This is a genomic window from Leucothrix arctica (genome assembly GCF_003172895.1).
In the GTDB taxonomy this organism is placed as follows: domain Bacteria; phylum Pseudomonadota; class Gammaproteobacteria; order Thiotrichales; family Thiotrichaceae; genus Leucothrix; species Leucothrix arctica.
The window spans coordinates 33976-50145 of record NZ_QGKL01000039.1 but is presented as its reverse complement, the minus strand read 5'-3'; the positions used below and the strand labels follow the sequence as shown (position 1 = coordinate 50145).

General features: G+C 43.9%; 16 protein-coding genes and 1 tRNA gene. 11 read left to right on the top strand and 6 right to left on the bottom strand.

The genetic code is table 11. The features are described 5' to 3' along the window. Nucleotides 1-18 precede the first annotated feature (18 nt). Genes DKT75_RS14375 through DKT75_RS14365 form a run of 3 tightly spaced genes read right to left on the bottom strand, consistent with a single transcriptional unit; the run spans nucleotide 19 to nucleotide 2122 of the window. Nucleotides 19-1014, bottom strand: coding sequence for an SRPBCC family protein (locus tag DKT75_RS14375; protein ID WP_109824132.1), 996 nt, complete (start codon nucleotides 1012-1014; stop codon nucleotides 19-21). Nucleotides 1015-1024: 10 nt separating this feature from the next. Further along, nucleotides 1025-1582, bottom strand: coding sequence for a hypothetical protein (locus DKT75_RS14370; protein WP_109824131.1), 558 nt, complete (start codon nucleotides 1580-1582; stop codon nucleotides 1025-1027). 6 nt (nucleotides 1583-1588) lie between these two features. Beyond that, nucleotides 1589-2122 carry an NUDIX hydrolase gene (locus tag DKT75_RS14365; RefSeq protein WP_109824130.1) on the bottom strand — a complete coding sequence of 178 codons (534 nt, stop codon included), beginning with the start codon at nucleotides 2120-2122 and terminating at the stop codon, nucleotides 1589-1591. A gap of 126 nt (nucleotides 2123-2248) precedes the next feature. Between DKT75_RS14365 and DKT75_RS14360 the strand changes: the two genes are divergently transcribed. The 4 genes from DKT75_RS14360 to alr all read left to right on the top strand — a co-directional run bounded on the left by DKT75_RS14360 (nucleotide 2249) and on the right by alr (nucleotide 6233). Then, nucleotides 2249-3502, top strand: coding sequence for a valine--pyruvate transaminase (locus tag DKT75_RS14360; protein WP_109824129.1), 1254 nt, complete (start codon nucleotides 2249-2251; stop codon nucleotides 3500-3502). A gap of 36 nt (nucleotides 3503-3538) precedes the next feature. After that, complete coding sequence (locus tag DKT75_RS14355) at nucleotides 3539-4630, top strand: phosphatidate phosphatase App1 family protein (protein WP_158278881.1); 1092 nt, start codon at nucleotides 3539-3541, stop codon at nucleotides 4628-4630. Between the two features lie 119 nt (nucleotides 4631-4749). Then, nucleotides 4750-5133 carry a RidA family protein gene (locus tag DKT75_RS14350; protein WP_109824127.1) on the top strand — a complete coding sequence of 128 codons (384 nt, stop codon included), beginning with the start codon at nucleotides 4750-4752 and terminating at the stop codon, nucleotides 5131-5133. Between the two features lie 17 nt (nucleotides 5134-5150). Further along, nucleotides 5151-6233 carry an alanine racemase gene (gene alr, locus DKT75_RS14345; RefSeq protein WP_109824126.1) on the top strand — a complete coding sequence of 361 codons (1083 nt, stop codon included), beginning with the start codon at nucleotides 5151-5153 and terminating at the stop codon, nucleotides 6231-6233. A 17-nt stretch (nucleotides 6234-6250) separates the two neighbouring features. Here alr and DKT75_RS14340 read toward each other — a convergent pair whose 3' ends face one another. Together DKT75_RS14340 and DKT75_RS14335 are read right to left on the bottom strand one after the other, a co-directional pair. After that, nucleotides 6251-7072, bottom strand: coding sequence for a 2OG-Fe(II) oxygenase (locus DKT75_RS14340; protein ID WP_109824125.1), 822 nt, complete (start codon nucleotides 7070-7072; stop codon nucleotides 6251-6253). A gap of 313 nt (nucleotides 7073-7385) precedes the next feature. Beyond that, nucleotides 7386-7461, bottom strand: a tRNA-Phe gene (locus tag DKT75_RS14335). 159 nt (nucleotides 7462-7620) lie between these two features. Here DKT75_RS14335 and trmL point away from each other — a divergent pair. From trmL to DKT75_RS14300, 7 genes are all read left to right on the top strand, one after another. Then, nucleotides 7621-8085 carry a tRNA (uridine(34)/cytosine(34)/5-carboxymethylaminomethyluridine(34)-2'-O)-methyltransferase TrmL gene (trmL, locus tag DKT75_RS14330; RefSeq protein ID WP_109824124.1) on the top strand — a complete coding sequence of 155 codons (465 nt, stop codon included), beginning with the start codon at nucleotides 7621-7623 and terminating at the stop codon, nucleotides 8083-8085. Between the two features lie 8 nt (nucleotides 8086-8093). Continuing rightward, nucleotides 8094-9023 carry a bifunctional riboflavin kinase/FAD synthetase gene (ribF, locus tag DKT75_RS14325; protein WP_109824123.1) on the top strand — a complete coding sequence of 310 codons (930 nt, stop codon included), beginning with the start codon at nucleotides 8094-8096 and terminating at the stop codon, nucleotides 9021-9023. Nucleotides 9024-9157: 134 nt separating this feature from the next. Continuing rightward, a complete protein-coding gene (locus DKT75_RS14320; RefSeq protein WP_109824122.1) occupies nucleotides 9158-10525 on the top strand; it encodes a TolC family outer membrane protein in 1368 nt (455 codons plus the stop codon). A gap of 96 nt (nucleotides 10526-10621) precedes the next feature. Beyond that, complete coding sequence (gene ispG, locus DKT75_RS14315; RefSeq protein ID WP_109824121.1) at nucleotides 10622-11839, top strand: flavodoxin-dependent (E)-4-hydroxy-3-methylbut-2-enyl-diphosphate synthase; 1218 nt, start codon at nucleotides 10622-10624, stop codon at nucleotides 11837-11839. A gap of 123 nt (nucleotides 11840-11962) precedes the next feature. After that, a complete protein-coding gene (locus tag DKT75_RS14310; protein ID WP_109824120.1) occupies nucleotides 11963-12526 on the top strand; it encodes a transporter in 564 nt (187 codons plus the stop codon). A gap of 137 nt (nucleotides 12527-12663) precedes the next feature. Beyond that, nucleotides 12664-12906 carry an accessory factor UbiK family protein gene (locus tag DKT75_RS14305; RefSeq protein ID WP_109824119.1) on the top strand — a complete coding sequence of 81 codons (243 nt, stop codon included), beginning with the start codon at nucleotides 12664-12666 and terminating at the stop codon, nucleotides 12904-12906. Nucleotides 12907-12962: 56 nt separating this feature from the next. After that, nucleotides 12963-14150, top strand: a complete 1188-nt coding sequence (locus tag DKT75_RS14300) for a tetratricopeptide repeat protein (protein ID WP_109824118.1) — start codon at nucleotides 12963-12965, stop codon at nucleotides 14148-14150. 90 nt (nucleotides 14151-14240) lie between these two features. Here the strand turns inward: DKT75_RS14300 and DKT75_RS14295 are convergent, their stop codons facing one another. Then, a complete protein-coding gene (locus DKT75_RS14295) occupies nucleotides 14241-16049 on the bottom strand; it encodes a tetratricopeptide repeat protein (protein WP_211665440.1) in 1809 nt (602 codons plus the stop codon). Between the last annotated feature and the right edge of the window lie 121 nt (nucleotides 16050-16170).

The window sequence follows — 16170 nt, the reverse complement described above, 5'->3', positions numbered from 1 at the left end:
AGTCATTGCTTCTAGCTTTTATTTGATTGGCAAATCTAAATACGTGACCAAATCCAGACCTTCCGACTCAGTAGGGTCAGACATATAGCGTTCAATCATCGGCTTACCTACAAGCAATTTAGACTTATACATACGCACGTGACTAAAGGCACTGTGCCATGTTTTTTCAAGATGATCATAGCTACCCTTGAGCGTTGTACGAGAGTATTTTTGACCTAATAACGTACCACTAATAAGCCCTTCAACATGCTTTGCCTCAACGACTGGCACTGCAATATCACACACCACTAGCTGTTTTTTCTTATCAAAGTCGTGATAGAGCGTAAATGGCGCACCATTCACTGCCATGCCACCATAGGCCACCGCCTGCATAACTTTTGGAAACGCTTCATGCATAACTGCTTTCATGTCATCAAACGAGCCTACAAAGTGACTAGCAATATAGTCTTGTGCTTCAACCTCAACTTCGCCAGGGAACTCGAGTTCAAATGGCTCACTCATGTCACCCACTTTCATCGCCAAAAGACCCAAGCCGATTTCATAATCCGTACCAACAAAGCCATCCATCATTTTGCTCATCCAGCGAAACAGGAACGGCATCTTGCCGCGCATTCCCCATGTCACCTCGGTATAGTCGCCGATTGGATTAAAACGCCAGTACACATGGCTATTTGATTTCATAGGCCGATAAAAAGCCAAACTCTGCTCAATAGACTCATTTTCTACTAACGACTTATGCACCATTTTTCCAGCGCCAATATGCCGCCCTTCCCAAGCATACCAACCCTCTTTAGCATCGGTTACTGGGCCATATTCAAGCGCAGTGTTCGGCTCATGTATCACCCACGGACTCCAGCTAGACCAATGTTTAAAGTCAGCAACTAACGGATAAACTTCTTCTGGCTTCACCTTAATTACGCGGCGACGAACCACTTCATAGCTCGCAGGCTGCATGAGTAACCAACACACTCCCACAAAAATTAGCGCAACAATAATCAGTAAAACGATACTCATACTTTCTCCACTAGCGATTTTTTAAACGTATTTTGATCACATCCATTAGCACATCAAAGTCAAAACGACGGGCCTTCTGAACTCCACCTTCATACCGCTGAAAATCTTCTGTAAATACCACTAGATTTTCTTTAGCTTTTTGTATTTCAGCATTATCTAAATGCATATGGTCTGTTTTCAACTTCGCTACAAACGCCGCATATGCCGGTAAACTTGTATTATAAAAACTTCGATTTTTTTCTGCACGCTCAAGATTATTAGCCGTTGTATTTAAGATCTGCTGCATTTCGCTATTAAGCGGTTTTAATAGCGTCTGCCAGTCAGAGATTAACGACTCTGTATCTTGCTCAATCTGCTCTGATTGTTGATATGCTTTCTGCATAAAATCGGGCAGCTTATCTAACTCTTCACGATGCTTCCAGCGCTCTTGTTGCTCGGAAACGACTTCAACACTTTTATCCCACGCACTAGAAACACCCTTGCGTATTTTCCGATAACCCAGATAAATGACGAGCAACAAAAGAAGAAGACCTACGACCGTTACCGCTAATAGCATTAGACGCAACATGGTTAGTTACCTGTGTCGAATATCAGTGGTATGCACAGGAAACACGCCTGTTTTACGGTCTTCAAAATAGTGCTTTAGCGTCGATTTAACCGCACTAAACGCAATATCATCCCAAGGAATTTCATCTTCCGTAAACAGTTCGACTTCCAAACTTTCCTCGCCCGCTGAGTAGCTATCATCAACCAAATCGCCCTTCATAAAGACATGCACCTGACTTACACTTGGAACGCTTGTTACCGTGTACAGTTGCAAATCACTCACCTCGGCATGCGCTTCTTCCTGAGTTTCACGCGCGGCACCTTCGGCAACGGTTTCCTCGTTTTCCATAAACCCTGCCGGCAGCGTCCACAAGCCATAGCGCGGCTCGATTGCTCGCTTACAAAGCAAAACACGGTCCCCACTAATCGGCAGACTGCCAGTAATTATTTTAGGGTTTACGTAGTGGATCGTCTCACACCCATCACAAACATGGCGCAAATGAGTATCCCCTTCTGGGATTTTTAGACTGACTTTATCACCACATTCACTGCAAAAGTTCATACATTTTCCTCTATGTATTGCTAGTTTTACCCGTCAAAATCACTATATCACAAGCCTATCCCAGCCCCGCCTTAATATGAGAACATGAGCCTTTGAAAAATTAATAACGCGTCACAGGTAGGCCTTATGAAACTCTCCGCTTTTGGTGAAAAATTTGCAGCAGAAACAGGTATCGTCTCACTCATGGATGATCTTAGCTCTGCGCTCAGTGAAAACCCAGACATGCTGTTTCTTGGTGGCGGTAACCCTGCGCGAATTCCGGAAATGGAAGCTATTTTCCAAAAGCGTATGGCAGAAATCAGCGCAGATCCAGAACAATTAAGCAGTCTACTAGGCATCTACCAGTCACCAAAAGGTGAGCGCCAGTTTCGTAGAGCACTTGCCGAATTACTGTCAAAGCAATACGGCTGGGAGCTGACCGAGCAAAACATTGCCATTTCAAACGGAAGCCAAGCAGCCTTCTTTATCTTATTTAATATGTTGGCGGGTAAAACCAGTGACGGTGAACAACGCTCCATTCACCTACCTATGGCACCTGAGTACATCGGCTATAGCGATATCGGTTTGAGCGATAACTTCTTTACCGCAACCCGCCCTGAGATCGAGCATTTGGGTGACCATATGTTTAAGTACCGTGTTGATTTTTCCAATCTAAACTTAGATAACGCAGCAGCACTGTGCGTATCACGCCCGACCAACCCTACGGGAAATGTGCTAACCGATAACGAAATCGCGCAGCTTGATATCATTGCCAAAGAAAATGACATCCCATTCATTATTGATGGCGCTTATGGCTTACCGTTTCCAAGTATCCTATTTAATGACGCGAAGCCACATTGGAACGACAATACGATATTAGTATTGAGTCTTTCCAAGCTAGGTTTACCGGGTGTACGTACGGGTATTATCGTGGCAAATGAAGAAACTATTCAGGCATATAGCAATGCTAGCGTAGTGGCCAACTTATCCTGCTGCAACCTTGGTCCATCCATGGCTGTTGAGTGGTTTAAAAGTGCTGAAATTCTGAAAATGAGCAAGGAATACATCGCTCCTTTTTATGGCAATCGTGCAGAGCTTGCAGTCGGTCTATTTAAGCAAGATCTGGGTGAGCTGCCTTATTATATCCACAAGCCTGAAGGCGCGATCTTCCTTTGGTTATGGTTTGACGGCTTACCCATTAGTAGTCAGGTGCTTTACGAGCGACTCAAAGCGCGTGGCGTACTGATCATTCCGGGGCAAAACTTTTTCCCTGGTATTGAGTCTGGCTGGCAACATACTCAAGAGTGCATTCGTGTTTCTTACGCACAAGATGAAAGCGTTTTAGAGCAAGGCATTGAGATTATTGGCGAAGAAGTTCGCCGAGCTTACGATGAAGCATAAGTAATACGACTAACAACTTTTAAGTAGATGCTCGATATGAAAAAAACACTGACCGCCAAACTAACGCTGATCAAACGCTTGTTGAAAATCGGACCGGGTCTGCTGATGGCTGCACCTAGCTTAGTACTTCACGGCTCTCCTCTCAAAACAGATGAAGACATTATCTTTTTCCCAACGAGCGCGACCCAAAACCAAGATGGCGTATGGAAAATTCCTGTGCACGTTTGGCTGTACGAGTTAGACAAAAACAGCATCATCAGAATGTTGAGTGTCGAAGCGGTTGCAGAACTACTAGAGTATATGGATGTTACTGAAGAGCAGACAAAGCTACCTGTCTTCAAAGAGCGAATTAAGTGGTTTTTAGTCGATAATGAAAGCAACAAACGCATCAACATTAAGCTCGACAACCAAATCCACACCTCTCCTCGCAGCGGTTTGAATGGTCACTCACTATTTGATATCAGCTCCAAATCTGGAAACACTGGCGACTGGGTTAAAATACCCGTTCACATGCCAGAGGGTGATGAGCGAACATTTTACGCAGAAACACAACTGATCCCTCGCCAAGGGCTATCCGTTATTTCAGATATTGATGACACACTGAAACCCAGCAACGTGTTAGACAAAAAAGCACTGATTCAAAGTGTATTTTTTAAGGACTATCACGCTGTTGAAGGTATGCCCGCATTCTTCCAACACCTATCAAATGAAGGTGCGTACTTTCACTATTTGTCTTCATCACCTTGGCAGATGTACCCATTACTCAAGCCTTTACTTGATCAGTACTACCCTAAAGGCTCGCTCAACCTACGTAATTTCAACCCAACTAATCGTAGCTTCTTTAAGTTCTTTGGCTCTTCTGAAGTGTATAAAATCAGTAAGACGATGAATATTATTGATCGCTACCCTGAGCACCAGTTTATTTTAATTGGTGATAGTGGCGAAAAAGACCCTGAGGTCTATGCACGTATTTATCGTGAATACCCTCACAACATAAAACACATTCTAATTCGCGCTGTGGAAGGCTCTAATCTACATACCAGTCGCTTCGAAGAAGTGTTCAGAGATATACCAAAAGGTAAGTGGAAAGTATTTTCAGAGCCATCCCACTCATTACTGGAAGAATAAATAGTTAAAAAACCTGCTATACAATGAAATAAGCAGTTGATATCATCAATCATCTGCTTGGTATAGTTCCGCTTGTAATATTTTAATCAACAGCTACATCTAAACTTAAGGACACACCCATGACAGACAAAAAAATTATCTCTACAGACAAAGCACCTGCAGCAATCGGACCTTATTCTCAAGCCGTAACCGCTGGTAACACGACTTATATATCGGGCCAAATTCCGCTTAACCCAGTAACAATGAAAGTGGAAACACAAGACTTCGCTGAGCAAGCAGACCAAGTTTTTCGTAACCTCAAAGCAGTAACAGAAGCTGCGGGTGGGTCACCGAAAGATATCGTTAAATTAAATATCTACCTAACAGATCTAAGCAACTTTGCTTTAGTAAATGAAGTCATGGTGCGTTACTTTGATGAGCCATTCCCTGCACGTGCAGCGGTTGAAATCTCAAAGCTACCACTAGACGTGCAGGTAGAAGTTGAAGGAGTTATGGTTGTTTAACACACCGTAAAAAGCTAATGGCACGCCCAGCACACGCAATTATCGACCTTGACGCTATTCGCCATAACTATCGGCTAGCAAAAGCAACTGCGCCAAATTCGCGTGCGATTGCCATTTTAAAAGCTAATGCTTATGGCCATGGTGCTATTGCAGTTGGGCAAGCGCTTGCACCAGAGGCAGATGCCTTTGGTGTAGCCTGCTCCGAGGAAGCGTTAGAGCTTCGTGAAGCGGGTATCAAAACCCCTATCTTATTATTAGAAGGGGTTTTTGAAGAATGTGAAATGCTATTAGTCGACGAACACCGCTTAAGTATTGCAGTCTCAACTCAGCAACAACTAGATTGGTTACTCAATGCCAAACTTAACCAACCTATCAATGCCTTTTTAAAGGTAGATAGCGGCATGCATCGTTTAGGTTTTTCGCTAGAAGCTGCACCCGCTGCTTATGAGTTACTATCAAATGCGCCACAGGTGAATGAATTAGTCCTTATGACTCACCTATCTCACGCTGACGACCCTGTTGCGCTCATTACAAATACACAATTAGACCGCTTTAATAACGTGATTACAGGACTGAGTAATGGTACTTCAGCCGCAAATTCTGCGGCAGTATTGGCTCATACTAGTTCTCACGGGCAGTTTATCCGCCCAGGTATTATGCTTTATGGTTCAACACCTCTGGGTGATGAACATGAGTCACGCCAGCAACTAAAACCTTCTATGTCATTACGCTCTGCAATATTCTCGATTAGAGACATCGCAGCAGGCGAAACAATTGGTTACGGTGGACGCTACCTATGCGAAAAACCGACGCGCGTCGGTGTCGTAGCAATCGGTTATGCCGACGGTTACCCTCGACACGCAGCTGACGGTACGCCCATTTCTATCGATGGACATCCTAGCCAAATTATTGGTAGAGTCTCTATGGATATGCTAACAGTGGACTTAACTCACCTACCTCATATCAAAGAAGGCGCACCCGTTGAGTTATGGGGAAGTGATGTCACCGCAAATAGCGTTGCCATTAACAGTAGCACCATCGCGTATACCTTATTCACTGGCATAACCCGTCGCGTGCCGCTACATTATATCAACCGCTAGAACTATTAGCACTCAGGTTATATCCAGTAAGTCAGAGGTTTATCTTCTCCACGATAGGCACTAAAACAAGAAAAAGCCACGCGGTTTCCACCCGTACCCGGACGCACAGAGTGAAGTTTGCTGGACTGAATGAGTATAAGCTCCCCTGCCTGTGGTTTTATCGTTAAGCTACTGACCGGAATCTTATTGCGATCAATGAAGTCATGCGCACCCGTGTAAAGCTGCTTAACCTCCGTATCATCAGGCGCATAGTCCCATATTTCTAGCTCTCCGCCTTCCTCAAAATTTCTTAGATAAATATTAACGGCTAACTGAGATATCGGGTGATCTTTTTTAGGTAGGTCAGGGACGTCTCGAGTGAGCATGTCCTGATGAGGCGGGAATAACTGATCTTGCAAAATGACACGCACCAAGCCTGGCATCATATCTTTGTCTTCTAACGTTTGAATAGTCGCTCCAGCAGGCCATAAATCATCTAGGTCTTTTACAAACTCCTCCAGTGGCGTGGTGTGTGGATAGCAAATATCTTCAACGGCTTCATGAAATTTGTCAGAGGATGAAAAGTAAGTATCAAGAAGGCTTTTATTAAAACGTGTTTCAAAATATGCCATACCCAATCGGTAGATATCTAACTCAGGTGCATTATCGTATTTTTCTGTGATCTTCTGCTCACTATCAAGATTAGATAGTATTTTTTCGCATGCTATAGAACTATAATAATTTGGAACCCTGATGACTAGAATATCCCCATTACAAAGATCAGACAGTGACTGATGCGTCAACTCAGTACTAAACCTAACAATATCATGATTGCTATCACAATCTATCATTGTAGCCATATTAAGCCCCCCGCCTATGGTTTGTTGTAACAAGCACTATAAGGAAAGCATCTAATTAATATAAATTAATTAATCTTATTCAATGAATCGATTTTTGTTATTAGTAAATATTATTGATTTAACAATGAAGTATTATTGAATTGAAAGCTGAGAATTACTTTAGACACTAAGCAGCGTCACACAATAGTATTATAAATAGAGAGGGAGTATAAAACTGAGAAATAATTAGGTGTACAACTTTAGGCTGGAAAGCGTGTAACGGATTTTTAATAATGTAGGAGATGTAACGAGGGTTTTTAACTAGTTTCTTTCGTGGTGGCCGAACCCGGAATCGAACCAGGGACACGCGGATTTTCAATCCGCTGCTCTACCAACTGAGCTATTCGGCCGCGAAAGAGGCGCTATTAAACCGCTTTAGCTTCACTCCGTCAACCAGTTTTTTAAACTTTTGTTATCTTTCTTTGTTTTTAGCTTCTCAGACCATAACGACTTATGAACACACTCGAAATCCTGTATGCTGACTACCTGCTTAAATCCCTTGGTTTACCATGTTTCAAATCGCATTATATCAACCAGAAATCCCGCCTAATACTGGCAATATCATTCGCCTTTGTGCCAACGCTGGCTGCAAGTTGCATCTGATTCACCCTTTGGGCTTCAGTATGGAAACTAAGCAACTGCGCCGAGCAGGCTTAGACTATCGTGATCTGACGGTCGTCAAGGAACACGAGTCATGGGAGCACTTTTTAGAAGAACAGGATACTCACCGTATCTTTGCCTTTAGCACTAAAGCTGAAAAGAACTACAGCGAAGTGACTTACGAAGCAGGTGATATATTTTTGTTTGGCCCAGAGACTCGTGGTTTACCCGAAGACCTGATGTCGAAGCTGCCTAAAGAACAATTACTTCGACTTCCTATGCTGGCCAGCAGTCGTAGCCTTAATTTATCAAACACCGTTGCCATTGTGACTTATGAGGCATTAAGACAAACTAATTTCTCTGGATTGCAGTAGGCCCCCATATGAAACTAATTCGTGACATAAAAGAGATTGCTGCGTTGAAGGATGGCTGTGTTGCTACTATCGGAAACTTTGATGGTTTACACCTTGGTCACCAACACATACTGCAACAGTTAGAAAGACAGTCTCAGCAATACACACTACCTAAGGTTGTTATTAGCTTCGAGCCACTACCGACTGAATATTTCTCAGATCATCAATCACCACGTATCTATCCTTTCCGTGACAAGTGTCGTTACCTAGAAGAGATGGGCGTTGATTACTTTCTTTGCCTGCGTTTTAACCAAGCGCTATCAAAGATGCCAGCCGAAGCCTTCGTATCCAACATCCTTTTAAACGCTGCGAATGTCCGAGCGTTAGTGGTAGGTGATGACTTCTGTTTTGGTAAAGATAGAAAGGGTAATTTCGAGCTGCTTGAGTCCATGGGCAAACTACATAATATGCAGGTAAGCAACAGCCTGACACATGCAGACACCGACGGACGAGTCAGTAGTACTCGCATACGTAAACAACTGATGTCTGGGGATACAGCGGCAGCAGCTGAGTTACTTGGTCGCAAGTACTGTTTAAGTGGACGGATACGTCATGGCGCAAAACTAGGCCGGACTATCGGCTTCCCCACACTAAACCTAAGGATTCAAGACAATATAGCAACGGTTAATGGCGTCTATGCCGTAAAGGTGAAAGGCCTAAGTGACACCCCGTTACTAGGTGTCGCCAACCTTGGCAATAGACCAACCGTTGACGGAATTGAAACTCGCCTTGAGACCCACTTATTTGACTTCGACCAGTCGGTGTATGGTCGCCACATTGAGGTAGAGCTTATTAAGTTTCTTAGGCCTGAAAAGAAGTTCGACAGCTTTGATATGCTTAAAGAACAGATAGCAAAAGATGCAACTCAAGCTAAAACATTATTACAAGCATACGTTTAACCAAGATAAAGCGCATAATGATTAGCATAGAACTATTATATGAATGTAAAATTTCAGTAAATATAATTGCAAATCTACCAAACCGCTTTAAAGTGAACATGAGCACATTATAGGGTTAACAGGGTTTAGAAGAGATGATAATAAAAGTATCCGCCAGAACACTAATTTCAAGCGTAGTCGCTTGCCTATTAGTTAGTAGCGCTGCACACGCTGAAGACTTATTTACTGTCTACCAGCATGCTAAAGAGACAGACCCTCAAGTACTTGCGTCAGAAGCGGGCTACTTGGCTGCTTTAGAAAAAAGACCACAAGCATTAGCTAACTTAGGAAGCTCAGTAACGCTAACTGGCTCGGTTACTGTGAAAGACACACAAAGCTGGAGCGCTGGTGAAGGTGACAACAGCCTACTGACCAGCGGCTCTTATCAACTGGGCCTAGGCAAACCTCTTTACAACCAGTCATTACAAGAGCAGCTTTCACAAACTGACTCTATTATTGCTCAAGCAGAACAAACTCTTATCTCAGAACAGCAAAACCTGATACTACGTGTTGCGGAAGCTTATTTTACCTTTCTAAATGCGCGAGACAGTGCGGAATTAGCACGTGCTGAAGCGAATGCTATTGAACGCCAAAACAAGCAGGTAGAAGCCTACTTTGAAGCGGGACGATCTGCGGTTACTGACTTAAAAGAGTCTCAGTCCCGTTACGACCAATCTCTTGCGGATATAGTCGTTGCTGATCAAAATGTTGAAATTGCACTTGAAAGCTTACGCTCTCTGACTAATCGTTATTACAAGGTTTTACGTGGTGCAACCAATACTACGCCACTTGTTGTTCCAGCTCCGACTCAGATTGATGCTTGGTCACAGACAGCAACGACCAACAATAAAGACGTTATCATTTCCAAGCTGGCCGTTCGAGTCGCTCAAAAGGCAGTGGACATCGCTCGAGCAGCTAAGAAGCCGACGGTCAGTATGTTTGCCAGACACAACGGTGGTTATTCTGAAGGTGAGTCGACATCTGACTCTCAATCTTTTGATGCATCGATTGGTCTAGAGTTTAGTATGAATCTTTATGATTCAGGAAAAATAGACTCACAAGTCAGAGAAGCTCGCTTTAGTTTGCGTCAAGCAATGCAAAATTTAGAAGCGACAAAACGTTCTGCATCACAGCAAACACGTTCTTATTACCTCAACATTGTGACTGGTTTGACTCAGATCAAAGCGCTTCAACGCTCTCTTAGTTCTTCTGAGGTTTCTAGAAAGGCAACAGAAGAAGGCTTTAGAGCGGGTACTCGTACTGCAGTAGATGTATTGCTTGCTTACAGTGACACTTACCAAGCACAGAGCTCCTTCTCAACTGCACGTAATACGTTTTTACTTAATACAATTAGACTAAAACATTCAGCAGGTACGTTGAGCGAAACTGACTTACAGACATTGTCACGCATATTAAACCGTTCACAAAGCACTCGCCAAGCACCGGTTCAGCTCACGAAATAAAGTCTATAAGTGGCATAATCACTCGTCACCCGAGCCGTGGTGATTATGCCATTTTCTGCTACACTCCAAGTCCCAAAACTCCTAAAATGTTGCCTCATGCAGTCTATTAAGCGCCACAATACCGTTCCCGTTTCTATTGATCATGTTCTAGTGGGTGGTAATGCGCCTATCGTTGTTCAATCGATGACCAATACCGATACTGCGGATGTTGTTCGCACGGTTCAGCAAGTTGCAGAGCTCGCTAAAGCAGGCTCCGAACTCGTCAGAATTACGGTGAACAATCTCGAATCCGCCAAAGCAGTTCCTGAAATCCGTGAACGCCTTGATAAGATTGGCTACAATGTTCCTTTGGTGGGTGACTTTCACTTTAATGGTCACAAACTGCTAACCGCAGTGCCAGAGTGCGCTGAAGCGTTAGGTAAGTTTCGCATCAACCCCGGCAATGTAGGTCGTGGTAAAAAACGTGACGAGCAGTTTGCTAGCATGATTGAGTTTGCTTGCCGTTATGACAAAGCCGTTCGCATTGGTGTGAACTGGGGATCATTAGATCAAGAGTTACTGGCAACAATGCTGGATGAAAATGCAAAACTCGCCCAACCACGCGATCTAGCATTAGTACAGCATGACGCTCTGATTGAGTCTGCCCTTGGTAGCGCTCGTAAAGCAGAGTCTTATGGTTTAGCGCACGATAAAATCATCATTTCCTGCAAGCTAAGTGGTGTACAAGGCCTTATTCATACCTATCGAGACCTAGCGTCACAGTGTGACTATCCGTTACACCTTGGGCTTACTGAGGCGGGTATGGGTAGTAAAGGGATCGTCGCTTCAACGGCGGCACTCTCGGTATTACTGCAAGAAGGCATAGGTGACACGATTCGTATTTCCCTAACACCTGAGCCAGGAGCTCCTCGTGAAAAAGAAGTCATCGTTGGCCAAGAGATTTTGCAATGCTTAGGGTTACGCTCATTTACGCCGCAGGTTGTCGCCTGCCCTGGCTGTGGTCGTACCTCTAGCGAATACTTCCAGCACCTTGCTGAAGACATTCAATCTTACCTACGCCACCAAATGCCTATTTGGAAAGATAACCACCCAGGCGTGGAAGATATGTCAGTAGCAGTTATGGGTTGCGTGGTAAACGGCCCAGGTGAAAGCAAGCACGCCAATATCGGAATAAGCCTTCCCGGCACAGGTGAGACACCTGTTGCACCCGTCTACGAGGATGGGGAAAAAACAGTAACACTTAAGGGTGACAATATTGCTGAGGAGTTCCAAGTCTTGGTTAATCAGTATGTTGAGCGCACTTACAAGGCTTAAAACTTAAGAAAGTTTCAGTTGTACGGTGCAGCCTTTTATCCACAAAGCGCTGCACTCGTGTAACAAGTTTCGCTATGATTGCCATTATACCTCCAGAAAATTACAATAAAAAAAGGTCAATCCATGTCCTCAAAAACTAAATACCTATCGGCAGTGATTACAGCTGCACTTCTTGTTCCGTCTATGTCTTACGCTCAAAGTAATTTTTCATATGACTTTTTTGATGTCGGTGTCTCATCAACAACAGGTGACGATGACTCATTCACTAGCCTTGATGCAAACGCATCAATGGAAATCAATAACGACCACTACCTAACCGCGACGATACAAACAGATATCGCGAGTGGTGTTACTTCAAATGAAATAGGTGTTGGTATCGGTGCTTATAAGTCTAGCTCTGAAGATACTGACTACTACTCTCGTGCTGGCATTAAGCACGGTAAAGAAAACGGCTCATCACAACAAACATTGAATGTTGGTTTTGGTGCACGCTACCAGATGAGCGATACCGTTGAATTAAAAGGCGGTATCGACGTATTGTTTTCAACCGCTGAAGAGTCTTCAGGCGTTGCCGGTCATATCGCAGCAATGTACAAAATTGATGACAAGATCCAAGTGGGTGGCTCAGTTACCACTGATGGCGACACTGCTGAAACACGTATATTTACACGTGTGAGCACACTTTAAAAAAAGCATATCCTGATCATTAACGGAGCAAACACCATTTGCTCCGTTAATATCCAGCAACATTACGAAATACTCATTTCATTCTTACCCCTATAACCATTAGAATACCAAGGCTACATAAACCTCGGGATATTTAAATGGACCCTATCGACCAGTTAGACAATCTAGCTAAGCGCCTCTCCTCACTTATCCCTGAACCACTCCAAGCAACTCAGCAAGACATAGAGTCTAGCTTACGCTCAGGCCTTGAAAGTGGCTTACGTAAAATGAATTTAGTGACACGTGAGGAATTTGATGTCCAAAACGCTGTCCTACTTCGTACGAGAGAAAAACTAGAAGCGCTAGAGAAGCGTGTTTCTGAGTTAGAAACTCAAGACTAGGCTCTCCATACCCGCCACTTGTGGCCATTAATCACATTGTCTAAACAGAACTTATTATGAAAAGAATTATTGTTATTTTAGCTATGTCATTCGGTTTAATGCTGTCAGGCGTGTCATCTGCAGCAGACGCGAATGCTCAACTACAACAAGCGCTTAAGACTAAAAACTACAAGCAAGCTTTTACCATCTCCTCTGAGTTCGCTAAAAAAGGCGACAAAGCAGGACAGTATGTCTTGGGTCGTTTATATCTGGGCGGTCAAGGCGTACAAAAGAACCCAAAACTAGGCTTTAGCTGGACACAAAAATCAGCTGGCCAACAATACCCTAGAGCAATGCACACACTTGGTGTTTTATATGCATCAGGCATTGGTACTGGGAAAAATATGAAGCAAGCATCGCTTTGGTTTACACGCGCTGGCCAAAAAGGCTTTATCGACTCAATGATTGCTTTGGGTCAAATGTACGAGAAAGGCGATGGCATTCCTAAGAACATGGGATCTGCTATGAACTGGTACGAAAGAGCTGCTAACAAAGGCGTGGTTGGCGTACAAATGATGTTAGCTGAGCGTTACTTTAAAGGTATTGGTGTAAGAGCCAATCCTGGCAAAGCATTTGCTTTTGCAACTAAAGCGTCTCAAAACCCTAAAGCAAAACCAGGTGCGAGTTATTTACTTGCGCTCATGCATGCTAGCGGTAAAGGCACTAAGAAAAACCCACAGCTTGCATTTAGAAACATGAAGTTTGCAGCAGATAAGGGCGTCGCAGAAGCAATGGACGGTCTTGGTGTTATGTACCTACAAGGTATTGGAACGGGTAAAAACCCACAACAAGCATTCCAAATGTTTAACAAGTCAGCGCGAAAGAACTACCCTATCGGTCAGCACCACCTAGGTCTTATGTACCTTAACGGCCAAGCGACTGCAAAAAATCCTGGCCTAGCATTTAACTGGTTTAACAAGGCTGCTCAAGCAGGTCTACCAGAGTCTCAACTATGGGTAGGTGACTTGTATCTTGACGGTGTTGGTGTAAAAGCTAAGAACTATAATTTAGCGATGAGCTGGTACAAAAAAGCAGCCGCACAAGGCTTACCAATGGGTGAGTACAGTGTCGGCGCTATGTATGCTAACGGTTTCGGCGTAAAGCGTGATGCTAACCAAGCACGTATATGGTTCAACAAAGCGGCTAAGAAAGGCTTGAAACGTGCGAAGGCTGCACTAGTACAGCTTAATAACCAACGTAAGTAATCGTTCAGTCGCTCTTTTGAGCGAAAACACTGAATACAAAAAAGCCTCTGTCATAGAGGCTTTTTTGTATCTAAATATTGCTTACTTGGCTTATGCCTTATCTGGCAACTGATCTTGAATCAACATCAACTCTGCAACATGACGGTAATGTAGATCCATATTCTCTAGCAATGGCAATCCTCTAGCGCCCTCTAAGAACTGACCCAGTACAGATAATAACGCTTTGTTATGGTCCGTTTGCCACTGCGGGTTATCAGCTAACTTAGTCAACAAGCTCTTAGCATCATCAACACGATTTGTACGAATCGCTTCAACGACCATCTCGCACAATTTAGCATCCGCCTCTTCGTTCTCTCCACCTTCAACACGGTAAGAGATATAAGCTTCAATGGCCTTAAGACGCGCAGCCAAAGTACCTTTAGGGTTGCTATTACCCTTCTCGATATCACTTAGAATATCCCACGTTTTCCATGGCTCAGCCGAGTGGCCAAATTGACGACCTAATACAACCGCCTTTTCCAACTCAGCCAGCGCTTCCTTCAATTTACCTTGCTGTCTCAACGCGTCCGCTAAACGATTACCTGCAACCACCTGACGATACTCATCACCAACCTCAGCCGCCATATCCAACGCTTGCTGGTAATACATCGCTGCTTTTTCTGGTAGCTTCATTTCTTCACTGATACCGCCTAGCTCAAGTGATGTACTGATTGCACCGACCGCGTTGCCTTGATCTTGTAGTACCACCAAAGCGGCTTCAAGTGCTGCGACCGCACTTTCAAAGTCTTCACTGACACGGTGCAGCATCGCTATTTGATGCCACACATTAACTATCAACGTTTTATCATCAAGCTGCTGAAATACATCCAATGCACTTTCGTAGCCACGCAAAGCATCTGCTGGACGCTCTAACAATGAGTACAACGACGCACGTTGTGTCTGAGCAATACCGGAACCTTGCTTATCGCCAATCTCATCTGCTAACTCAATCGCTTGAGAGTAAGTAACCTCAGCTGGAACTAGTTGCTGTTGTGCAAACAAACACTCGCCCTGCTCCATCAAACTCGCAACCAAATATAAACCTGCAACCGAATCAACTTTAGCCGTTGGCTCAGTCAACTTTTGAGCGTCTTGTAGGTAGCTAAGGGCATGCTCACCTTTGCCGCCAACCTTCAATGCACGTGCCACTAAAATATTGGCAAATGCTAAATCATTAATCGCACCGTTATACGCATTAACACCCACGTCTTCAGCTATCTCTAACAAAGACTTTGCCGCACTAAACGCAGCAGTGACTAAGTTTTGCTGCAACATGCTTTCAATATTTTCACTCTGCGCCGCAAAGCGCTCAGCACCCCATGGACCTAGCTTTTCTTCAGCAGCACCACGCCATTGCTTAACTTGAGCGAGCTCAATTGGGCACTCTTGTGGTTCAAGTAACGTAATCCAACGACCAAGCAGCTCAACGACACCTTCCGCATTAACCGTTGATACGTTATCTGTACGACCCATCTCAGCGGCATAAGCCATCAAGTTGTCACGTTCTTGAGTCGCTAAAGCAAGTGCCATTGTCTTATCTTCAAAACATTGCTGGTACAAGAAACCTAGCAATTGATCCATCGCTGCTAACCAGTGTTGAAAAGAGACTTGCTGTTGCTCCTTACTCACTGTTTGTTGCAAGTGGACTAACAAATCAGGTTTAAACTTATAAAACGTATGCTCTTTTTCCTCAGCCAAACCTGCTGCGACTAACTCATCCATTGCAACTTTAGCGGCTTCCACAGACTCGCTACGTGATACATGACTGATAACGACTAAATTTCCACCGTCGCGAAGCACTGATAAATTCTTAAGAAGTGTTTGAGTTGACGCAGATAACGTCTCTAATAATGATTGCATTGATGTCTCTGACATTGAGTAAGGCCTGAAAAAGCGTAAGGTGCGCATTATCGGGCGACTGAATCTACTTTGCAAATAACTACAGTCATAACTCAAAACAAAGCTCATCCCATAGACAATC